Annotated in this window: 8 protein-coding genes; 7 read left to right on the top strand and 1 reads right to left on the bottom strand. The window is 37.2% G+C overall.

All coding sequences use genetic code 11. The features are described from left to right. Positions 1-494: 494 nt before the first annotated feature. Positions 495-2,630, bottom strand: coding sequence for a sensor domain-containing protein (locus ACIQYS_RS20535; protein WP_402984289.1), 2,136 nt, complete (start codon positions 2,628-2,630; stop codon positions 495-497). A gap of 297 nt (positions 2,631-2,927) precedes the next feature. Here ACIQYS_RS20535 and ACIQYS_RS20530 point away from each other — a divergent pair, with 297 nt between their 5' ends. The 7 genes from ACIQYS_RS20530 (at position 2,928) to ACIQYS_RS20500 (ending at position 10,531) form a co-directional block, all read left to right on the top strand. Then, on the top strand, positions 2,928-3,914 hold the full coding sequence (locus ACIQYS_RS20530; protein WP_402984286.1) for a LacI family DNA-binding transcriptional regulator: 987 nt from the start codon (positions 2,928-2,930) through the stop codon (positions 3,912-3,914). Between the two features lie 107 nt (positions 3,915-4,021). Further along, positions 4,022-5,299, top strand: coding sequence for a histidinol dehydrogenase (gene hisD / locus ACIQYS_RS20525; protein WP_402984283.1), 1,278 nt, complete (start codon positions 4,022-4,024; stop codon positions 5,297-5,299). A gap of 29 nt (positions 5,300-5,328) precedes the next feature. Next, positions 5,329-6,651, top strand: coding sequence for a GntP family permease (locus ACIQYS_RS20520; RefSeq protein WP_402984280.1), 1,323 nt, complete (start codon positions 5,329-5,331; stop codon positions 6,649-6,651). Between the two features lie 99 nt (positions 6,652-6,750). Continuing rightward, positions 6,751-7,695, top strand: coding sequence for a 3-hydroxyacyl-CoA dehydrogenase family protein (locus tag ACIQYS_RS20515; protein WP_402984277.1), 945 nt, complete (start codon positions 6,751-6,753; stop codon positions 7,693-7,695). Further along, complete coding sequence (locus ACIQYS_RS20510; protein WP_402984274.1) at positions 7,695-8,459, top strand: SDR family NAD(P)-dependent oxidoreductase; 765 nt, start codon at positions 7,695-7,697, stop codon at positions 8,457-8,459. The genes ACIQYS_RS20515 and ACIQYS_RS20510 overlap by 1 nt, the downstream gene beginning before the upstream one ends. Before the next feature lie 16 nt (positions 8,460-8,475). Then, positions 8,476-9,240 carry a 3-hydroxybutyrate dehydrogenase gene (locus ACIQYS_RS20505; protein WP_402984271.1) on the top strand — a complete coding sequence of 255 codons (765 nt, stop codon included), beginning with the start codon at positions 8,476-8,478 and terminating at the stop codon, positions 9,238-9,240. A gap of 292 nt (positions 9,241-9,532) precedes the next feature. After that, positions 9,533-10,531, top strand: a complete 999-nt coding sequence (locus tag ACIQYS_RS20500; protein ID WP_402984269.1) for a YecA family protein — start codon at positions 9,533-9,535, stop codon at positions 10,529-10,531. Positions 10,532-10,551: the final 20 nt, after the last annotated feature.

Genomic DNA, 10,551 nt, shown 5'->3' with positions numbered 1-10,551 from the left:
AGCCGTGTGCGTTAATAGCGCACGCACGGTTCTGTGAGGGGTGGTGAAACACAATCTCCCGCTAGGGAGAAAGGTTTCCACCTACTCGACCGGGATGAAGTGAGACAGATGAAACTTCACAGCGCACGCGTAGCGTCGGTGAAGGTTCATCGCTCACCCCGCGGAAAGCGTCCGCCTTGTAGCGAAAATCACAACGGACGCTTTATTCAACTTGTTAAGACGCATAATTCCACAAATATGTGCGTGCAGAAACCATGCATAATTATTGCAGTATAAGTAACAACAATTAAATAAATGGAACAGATTATACAACAGTCGTCTTATGCCAAGATACAAAAGGGGAGCAGACCTGCTAAACTGAAGTCATTGCTATACCAATTAAAGGTAGAAGGGTGTATCGATTTCGATAAATGTTAAAGTGATTAACATTTATCCTTTACCATAACATACAAAAAAGCCAGCCCTTATGCTTGGAGGGGCTGGCTTTTCTTAACTCAATTTTTATTAAAAAATGCATAACGATCTGCTTGTATAAAACTACATTCCGAAACGAGTGAATGCTTATGCAGAGCAGCACTTAATTTGTATAAAGTCGTAGTGATGTTTGCCAACTCACTTTCTACCATTTTATATTCTAAGACATAACGATACACGTTAGGCTTTGCTTCTTTTATCGAAATAATTGTACCAACAAACTTTACTATCCGACTTAGAATCTCAGTTTCTAACTCTAAAATGATTGCATAGTTGACTGCTAACTTAATATCTGATAAAAACTGTAACCTTTTAGTGCAAATTACTTCAATTAGAACATCCATTGTACCTAGCTCCACTTTATTACCACGAATTTGCGTTAAAGTCATCGTCGCCTTCAAAGGATTTTCTAGTACTACTTTGAACTCTTTGTCATAGTCTGTAGAATTCTCTTCGATTTTTTTCATTTCTACGGGCATTAATTTACCTTTACGCAATAGTTTTTCAAAATCCGCTGCCGGTACCGGTTTGGAGAATAAATACCCTTGAATGGTATTACAGTTATAATTATTTAACACTTCCAGTTGATCAGTAGTTTCCACACCTTCCGCAACGACAGCCATGTGCAATTGTTGTGATAATTGAATGATCATATTCACAATAAAGTTAGAATCGGCCGTATCCAGTGGAGTAAGGTCATTAATAAATGTACGGTCAATTTTTAGAACTTCTACAAGCCCTTTGAATCTTTTTAATGTGGAAAGGGAAGAGTAGCCAGTACCAAAATCGTCTAATGCCACTTTGACTCCTAAACTTTTAAGTCCTTCTAGAACGGAAAACACAATTTTCTCATTCTCCAATAGAGAGGTTTCCGTAATCTCTATTTCCAAGTACTCGGGTTCCAATTTTGTCTCTTCCAACACTTCCATTACACTAGAAATTAAACTTTTTTCTAAAAAACGGTTTGCCGACAGATTAACTGAAACAGGGATCTTCGGTAAGTTGGCTTCTTGCCATGACTTATTTTGCATACAAGCAGTCCATTTTACCCAGTTTCCAATTTCAATAACAAGCCCTGTCTCCTCTGCTATTGGTATAAATTCATCTGGTGATACAAGTCCCCACTCTGGATGATTCCAACGAATGAGTGCCTCGGCACCAACGATTTCGTAGGTACTTGGACAGACCTTTGGCTGATAGTACAATTCTAACTGATTCAGTTCAATAGCATATCGAAGACTGGACTCTAAAGAAAAGATCTTAAAGGTTTGGGCATTTAAAGAGGAGGAAAACACTTGAAAATTGTTTTTTCCTAATTCTTTCGCTTTATATAAAGCTGAGTCGGCATTTTTCATTAATGTAAGGGAATCTCCTCCGTCATTTGGAAAAATACTTATGCCGATACTTGTAGTAACAAAAAGATTGTAATTTTCCACAAGAAACGGTTTATCTAACGATTCAATTATATTTTTTGAACGCTCTTCCGCTTGTTGTGTATAAAAATTTGTTAACAAAACACCAAATTCGTCTCCACCAAGTCGAGCTATAACAGCGTTCTCACCTAAGCAGCTTTTTAATCTATTTGCAATTTGTATAAGTAATTTATCCCCAAGCGTATGGCCAAGTGTGTCGTTAATATATTTGAAACGATCTAAATCTAAATACATAACGGCTACCTTTTGATTTAACGTATTTCCGACAATTATTGCTTGTTCAAGTTTTTCTTGAAATAGTCGCCTATTTGGTAATCCGGTTAACGAATCATAATTTGCTAAGTAGGTATTTAACTTTACTGCATCCATATGTTCTGTTATATCCTTTGCAATTCCAAAAGCACCTCGTATAGTGCCGTCTAATTCTGCAGGTACCATCGTTAAGTTGATGTCAATTGTGTGCCCTTTTTTATGGATGAACTTCATATTCATATTTTGCGGGATACCGGAAAGTACTTTAAGGAATGCTTCTTTGTAATCCTGGATGTAGTCTGAAGGGAGCAATGAGTCAATTGTGCTTATTTCGTAATTATTAGTGATTCCAAGTTTTTGAAAAAATACTTCGTTCATTTTTTCGAAATTTCCTGAGGTATTAACTAAATATACGATATCTGGATTATATTCAAATAAAGATTGGTAATTACCTTCATCATCGCGTTCCATTACTTCAATCCTTTCGTTCTAATAGTAATTTAGAATCTATCTAGTATATATTATTTTTAGGTACTTGAGTCTATTTAATTGTATAGAAAATTGAATATTGACGGGAAATATTGTTTTCTTTAATAATATTGTAAAGTACTAGATAAATACAGTAAAAAAAACAAAATAAAAACTATAGTAATTTTTTGCATGTTTTGGTGTATTGTCTTCGATTAGAAAATTCAAAAAAATCTATTTTCAGAATGAAGGATGCATAGTATAGTCTTATTAGCACATTTGGAAAAGGTAGTGGACGTTTTGAAGATTAGTGTTACAGCAAAGGATGTTGCGAAGCTTGCTGGCGTTTCGCAATCGTCCGTATCGAGGGTATATTTTGAAGGAGCAAAGGTTTCTAAGAAAACTCGTGAGAAAGTATTAGCTGCAGCGAAGGAGTTAGGGTATAGGCCGAATGAATTTGCTCGAAGTCTAATTACGAATCGCACAAAAATTATAGGGTTGGTTATGAAAGGAATTCAAAACCCTTTCTATCCACAAGTATTAAAGCAATTTACAGTAGCTTTTAAAAAGTTAGGATATAGTATTCTGTTTGTGTATACCAACAATGATGAAATACAAAAAGAAGATATCGAGATATTGCTGAACTACAATGTAGCCGGAGTGATAATTACGGACGCCTCGCTATCTTTGAAGGTGACAGAAGATTTTAAAGCGCACCGAATTCCACTCGTCCTTTTTAACCGCAAAATTGAAGGTACGCAATTTTACTCCGTTTGTTGTAATAACTTGAATGCAAGCGAAAAAATTGCAGAGTATTTAATTGATCAAGGTTGTTCCGATGTAGTCTATATTGCCGGAAATGCAAATACGTCTACAAGCAGAGAGAGAGAAAGGGGATTCATCTCTGTACTTGAAAAAAATAATGTCCATTTTAAAAAGTATGCTTCTGATTATACATATAAGGGGGGCTATAAAACGGCCCAAAAAATTATTGCCAAAAAGCAAATACCAGCTGGATTTTTTGTGGCAAATGATATTATGGCACTCGGTGTAGTCGATGCTTTACGAGAAAGCTCTATTGGAATCCCAATGGAAACAAAAGTAGTGGGTTTCGACAATATCGATATGGCAGGTTGGCCAACGTATAATTTAACTACTTGGGAGCAGCCAATTACAAAAATGGTCGAACAAACGGTAAAATATTTAATGGCTGAAATCGTTGAGTTCTCTGGCTATACTGAAAATGTAGAGATTGATGGTGGGTTAATTGTGCGAAAAACTACATGATTTTTATTGACTTGCGCTAGAATTTGGAATATTCTACTCATATGGAGATTCTTGCATACGTATGCAAGAATTTATGTATGCGTTTACAATTAAGGGAGGAATAGATAATGGTAACAGTCTTAAAAGCAGGTAAATCACAAGAAGAAGTAAGTGCGAATGATTTAAAGGTTTCTCAAATAGTATCAGAAGCTTTAAAAGATGTAGAAACAAGAGGAGATTTAGCAGTTCGAGAATTATCTGAGAAATTCGACAAGTGGTCGCCTGAATCTTTCCGATTAACTGAATCTCAAATCACTGATATCGTTTCTAAGGTTCCTGCAGAAGTAATTGAAGATATTAAATTTGCTCAAAAAAATATTCGTGAATTCGCGGAAGCACAATTAGCTTCCATGCACGACGTAGAAGTAGAAAATATTCCTGGAGTTATTTTAGGACATAAAAATATTCCAGTAAACAGTGTAGGCTGTTATATTCCTGGCGGTCGTTACCCAATGGTAGCTTCTGCGCATATGAGCGTTTTAACTGCTAAAGTTGCAGGTGTTAAGCGTGTAATCGCTTGTACACCACCGATTAACGGAGAAATTCCACACGCAACAATCGCAGCGATGTCTTTAGCTGGAGCAGATGAAATTTATCTATTAGGTGGAATTCAAGCGATGGCTGCAATGGCAATCGGTACAGAAACAATCGAATCGGTAGATATGATCGTAGGACCTGGTAATGCATTTGTTGCAGAAGCAAAACGTCAACTATACGGCCGTGTAGGAATCGATTTATTTGCTGGTCCTACAGAAACATTGGTTGTAGCGGATCATACTGCAGATGCTGAAATGGTTGCAACGGACATCCTTGGACAAGGAGAGCACGGACCAACTTCACCAGGAGCACTTATTACAACTTCTGAGAAACTAGCAGAAGAAACAGTGAAAGAAATTGAACGCCAATTAGAGACACTTCCAACTGCAGATGTTGCTCGAGTTTCTTGGGAAGATTACGGTCAAATTCTATTAGTAGATTCTATTGAAGAAGCTAGAGTTGAAGCAGATCGTCTAGCATTTGAACATGTAGAAATTTTAACGGAAGATCCAAATTACTTCCTGGAAAATATGACGAACTATGGTTGCTTATTCTTAGGACCAGAAACAAATGTTGCTTACGGAGATAAAGTTATTGGAACGAACCACACATTACCAACAAAAGGTGCTGCTCGTTACACTGGTGGACTATGGGTAGGTAAATTCATTAAAACAGTAACATATCAAAAAGTTACACCTGAAGCTAGTGCGTATATCGGCGAGTATGCAGCTCGACTTTGCCAATTAGAAAACTTTGCAGGTCACGCTGAACAAGCATTACTACGTGTAAGAAGATACGGAAACAAATAATTCATCTAAAGGGTTATGGGGGAAAGTTTATGTTAGGTATGATTGGTTTATTTGGTGGCTTAGCGCTACTAATTTATTTGACAATGAGAGGGATGAACCTTCTTATTGCAGCCCCGATCACGGCATTGTTAGTAGGGGTATTAAATGGCTTGCCAATTTTTCCGCAACTTGCGGAAGAAGGAGCTGCAAACTTTTTAACGAACTATATGACAGGATTTACTGGATTTATCGCATCTTGGTATTTAATGTTCTTAACGGGTGCCATTTTCGGTAAAGTAATGGAAGATAGCGGTGCAGCTGACAGTGTTTCTAAATGGATTGTTAGTAAAATTGGTATGAAACGTGCAGTATTAGCGATTGTTATTGCCTGTGCTGTATTAACTTATGGTGGGGTAAGTTTGTTCGTTGTAGCATTCTCCGTTTATCCAATGGCTATAAGTTTGTTTAGACAAGCAGATTTGCCGAGACGCTTTATACCAGCGGCGCTTGCTTTCGGTTCTACAACTTTCACAATGACTTCGGCTGGTTCACCAGAAATTCAAAACTGGATTCCGATTCAATATTTAGGGACTACTCCATATGCTGGATGGGAAGTAAGTATTATCGTTGCAGTATTTATGATGGTCTTTGGTTATTGGTGGCTGAAGAAAATGATTTCAAAAGCCGTTGCAAAAGGTGAAAGATTTGTAGGTAGAGATACAGATCCTACTACAGAAGTTCGTGCTGAACTACCTGATCCACTGTTAAGTATGGTTCCACTATTAGTTGTTTTAGCAGTTTCATTTTTCTTCCACAACTCACTTGGAACTTCTGCTTTAATCATCGCTTTAACTGGCGGTGTTATCGCAACGTATCTAATTAACAGAAAGTACTTCCAAGACATTGGGAAAGCATTTGGAGAAGGGGCATTAGGAGCTATTATTGCAATTGCAAATACCGCTGCAGTTGTTGGATTTGGTGGAGTAGTAAAAGCAACACCTGCATTTACAACAGCTGTTAACTTCGTGACGGATATTCCTGGAAGTCCGCTAATTGGTGGAGCAATAGCAGTAGGGGTTATTGCAGGTCTTACTGGATCATCTTCAGGTGGACAAACAATTGCATTACCACTTTTAGCACCGCATTATTTAGACTTAGGTGTTAATGCGGAAGCGTTGCACAGAACAGTAGCAATTTCGTCCGGATCACTAGATCACTTGCCACAAGGTGGATATGTTGTAACTACCATTCGTTCGATTTGTGGTGAAACGCACAAAGATGCATATCCTGCATTAGCTGCAGTAACGGTAATCGTAGCGGGAGTAGGTGTTGTTTTAGCTGTTATATTATTCTCATTAGGTATAGGGATTTAAGAATTAGCAGTCCATATATGCCCAACAAACTAGATTAAAATAAGTTTGTTGGGTTATATATCGTTATATCATACCAAGCATGAAGGGGACGTGGATTATATGGAAAACGTATCAATTATTGGTTGTGGAACTATGGGGCATTCGATTGCATTGTCAGCTGCTTGGGCAGGGCTATCGGTAAAGGTATATGGTATTAATGAAAAAGATTTAGAAAACGCGGAAAAAGGCTTACATAGTAAATTAAAAGTAATGATAGATAATGATGTGTTCAACGAAGAAGTTGCAAAACAAATTAGAGAGAAAATATTGTTGTCTACATCGTTAGAAGAAACAATCGCGCAATCAACGTTTATCATCGAAGTTATTCCAGAAATATTGAACATGAAAAAAGAAATGTATAAAAAAATTGAAAGTATGGTAAGTGACGAAGTGGTTATTGCAAGTAATACTTCAGGTTTTAAACCAAGCTTACTAGCAGAAGAAATGCAATATCCCAATCGATTTGTCGTAACCCATTTTTGGAACCCAGGGCATTTAATTCCTTTAGTAGAAGTCGTTAAAGGGGAACAAACCGATGATCCAACTGTAAAGCGTGCAATGCAAGTGATAAAAGATATGAATAAACAACCGATATTGCTAAACAAAGAGATTCCAGGATTTATCGGTAACCGCTTACAATATGCTTTGTTCCGTGAAGCGCAGTTCTTACTCGATGCAGGAGTAGCAACGAAAGAAGATATTGATGCGGCAGTAACATACAGTATTGGACGCCGTTTACCAGTAACTGGACCATTAATGACTGCGGATATGGGCGGATTAGATGTGTTTTCGGCGATTTCCAATTATTTATTTGAAGATTTAAGTACGGATCAGAAATCTGGTACAGTACTTACAAAACTCGTGGAAGAGAATAAGTTTGGGGATAAAAACGGAGAAGGTTTTTATACTTGGGACGCAGATTTTTCAGAGCAGAAAAATGCGGAGCGTGAGCAAACACTTATTCATTTCTTAAAAAATGATTTGCAGAGAAATGAGGGACAATAATGCAGCCTTTTTTCTCTGAGTTAGCAAATAAGACAGTAATTGTTACCGGTGGAAGCAAAGGAATTGGAAAAGATATTGCAATCACTTTTGCTAAATTGAACGCCAATGTTGTTATTTCTGGACGAAGTGAAAAAGCTTTGAACGAGGCACTCGGTGAGTTGCGTACTTACAATGAAAGATGCATTGCTTTCCAAGGAGATATGAGTAATATCTCAATAGTGAAGAATTTAATCGATACTGCTGCCTCTGAATTTGGAACAGTAGATGTGCTTGTGAATAATGCGGGAATAAATATTGCAAAGCCAGCACTGGATGTAACAGAAGAGGATTGGGATACGGTTCTCGACTTAAATTTAAAATCAGCTTTTTTTGCTAGTCAAGCAGCAGCAAAATATATGCAGTACAAAAAAAGTGGTAAGATTATTAATATAGCTTCCCAAATGGCGTTCGTTGGCTACTATAAACGAGCAGCATATTGCTCCAGTAAAGGTGGGCTGGTGCAGTTGACGAAAGCATTGGCTGTAGAATGGGCGAAGCTTGGTATTAAAGTGAATGCAGTAGCACCGACATTTGTGGAAACGGAGTTCACAGAAAAGATGTTCGAAGACGAAGCATTTAAAAAAGATGTGGAAAGTCGTATTTTATTAGAAGGGCTATCCAAACCACAAGACGTTTCGGGAGCAGTATTATTTTTAGCTTCGGATTTAGCTAACTTTGTAACAGGTGAAACTTTAAAAGTAGATGGTGGATGGACTTCAATTTAAATTAGGGGGTAATGGAATGGAAGGAAAAGTTTTATTTATAACTGGTGCGGCACGTGGTATCGGCTTTGATATTGCAAAAGCATTTTCAGATGCAGGTGCAAATGTGGTCATTTCTGATTTAGTACAAGATGCAATCGATGAAGCAGTAAGTAAATTGAATGGCAATGCCAAAGGAATCGTTTGTGACGTGACGAAAGAATCGGATATCGAAAATGCAATTCGATTCACGGTAGAAACTTATGGGCGTATCGATTACCTAGTAAACAATGCTGGAATGCAACATGTATCCATGATTGAGGATTTCCCAACTGAAAAGTTCGAACTTCTTGTGAAAATTATGTTGACAGCTCCATTTATCGCGATCAAACATGTATTACCTCATATGAAAAAACAAGGTTTTGGACGAATCATCAATATGGCGTCGATTAATGGGGTCATTGGATTTGCAGGAAAAGCAGCATATAACTCAGCAAAACATGGTGTTATTGGATTAACAAAAGTTGCAGCACTTGAATCTGCGGCGAACGGTATTACCGTGAACGCGATATGCCCAGGTTATGTGGACACGGCACTTGTTCGGAATCAGTTTGCAGATTTAGCAAAAACTCGTAATATCGAAGTAGAGCAAGTGTTGGAAGAGGTGTTATACCCACTTGTCCCACAAAAGAGATTGCTAGATATTAGCGAAATTACAGAATTGGCTTTATATATTGCAAGTGATTCAGCAAAAGGGATGACTGGTCAAGCGATCATTTTAGATGGTGGATATACAGCGCAATAGTTAATACAAAAGTGCTCTTGAAGTCAGTGACTTCAAGAGCACTTTTTTCGTTAGTTGTAAAAATGGGTGATTTAGTTGTAATCTTGGAGCATTTAGTTGTAAAAATGAGTATTTTAGTTGTAAAAAAAGGGGGATTAGTTGTAATATCTAAAAAAAGGAATACTTATTTGGTAAATAGAAGCACTTCCCTTGAGGAAATATTCCCCAAGTCGTTCGAACCTTAATATTTCACGAAAAACATGATAAAATGAAGACTTCAGCTAATTTTTAATTTATTGAAGGACGTGTTTTGATGGTAGGACGTAATGATCCGTGCCCATGTGGTAGCGGAAAAAAATATAAAAAATGTTGTGAGTCAAAAGAGATTATTACAATAGAAGAAGTACAAACAGAAGAACTTGAACGTATTTTACAAACGTTTTATGATGAATATCCAGAAAGAAAAGATGTGCCTGCATTTCAAGAGCTAGTCGAGACGTGGAGCGAATCATTAAAACAATATTTGGATGTAGAAATGATAGAAGCGATTGTACTAGATGAATTCTTTTTCCATTATAAACCGAATATATGGGCAAGCTACTTAGACAAACAACGGAAGAAAATCGTACGACCTTCTACGTTGAACGCAATCAGCCAGTGGAATGAACCGCGTATATTTGTTGGGGAAGTAATGGATGTAGATGACAACTACATGACAGTAACCCATATTTTAACGAAGGAAACGATTCGATTAAGACGCGAAGGTGAGAAGCCAGTTCCAGTAGGTGTACATATGTATTGCTTCATCTTGCCGGATGGAACATTAAAAGAGAACCATTATTTGGCTATTTCTAGTTTAATCTTCTTCCCGACAGATCATCAAAACGTGTTTGCTACTTTTGTAAGTCAATTTGAATCTCAAGATGAATTATCAGCGCAAGCATTTTTGAAAGAAAAGGCTACTATGCTGTGGACTTTACTTGGTGAAAATGGTTACGAAGGTGGAGAATATACACAATTTGAAGCGGGTGTGCTACAAGTCGCAATAGATTTCCTAGAGAAAAATAATCGAGAATATCATAAACTTTTAGAAATAGTAGAAGATTATTTGGTGGAGCAGCAACCAAATGCTCGTAAAGAGGTTGCCATTTCAGCTGGTGCTATCAGGTTCGGGCAAGAGAATGGTTTTTTTGAACCACTCGAAATGACGATTAAGGAAATTGCAGAAACTTTTAATGTATCTACTTCTTCGTTAAATAAATATTATAACGATTTAAATGTGTATTATGAACGTATAATTAACGCTAATTAAATTAGAAAATGCCAAGCAAG

This window comes from Psychrobacillus sp. NPDC096426 (genome assembly GCF_044762745.1).
Taxonomy (GTDB): Bacteria; Bacillota; Bacilli; order Bacillales_A; family Planococcaceae; genus Psychrobacillus.
Note: the sequence above shows the minus strand (reverse complement) of the source record. Positions and strands in the feature narration are given on the sequence as shown.

Bases quoted from the DNA above. Each gene is read 5' to 3' on its own strand.
- ACIQYS_RS20535 (WP_402984289.1), bottom strand. From the start codon at position 2,630: ATGGAACGCGATGATGAAGGTAATTACCAATCTTTATTTGAATATAAT.
- hisD (WP_402984283.1), top strand. From the start codon at position 4,022: ATGGTAACAGTCTTAAAAGCAGGTAAATCACAAGAAGAAGTAAGTGCG.
- ACIQYS_RS20520 (WP_402984280.1), top strand. From the start codon at position 5,329: ATGTTAGGTATGATTGGTTTATTTGGTGGCTTAGCGCTACTAATTTAT.
- ACIQYS_RS20515 (WP_402984277.1), top strand. From the start codon at position 6,751: ATGGAAAACGTATCAATTATTGGTTGTGGAACTATGGGGCATTCGATT.
- ACIQYS_RS20510 (WP_402984274.1), top strand. From the start codon at position 7,695: ATGCAGCCTTTTTTCTCTGAGTTAGCAAATAAGACAGTAATTGTTACC.
- ACIQYS_RS20505 (WP_402984271.1), top strand. From the start codon at position 8,476: ATGGAAGGAAAAGTTTTATTTATAACTGGTGCGGCACGTGGTATCGGC.
- ACIQYS_RS20500 (WP_402984269.1), top strand. From the start codon at position 9,533: ATGGTAGGACGTAATGATCCGTGCCCATGTGGTAGCGGAAAAAAATAT.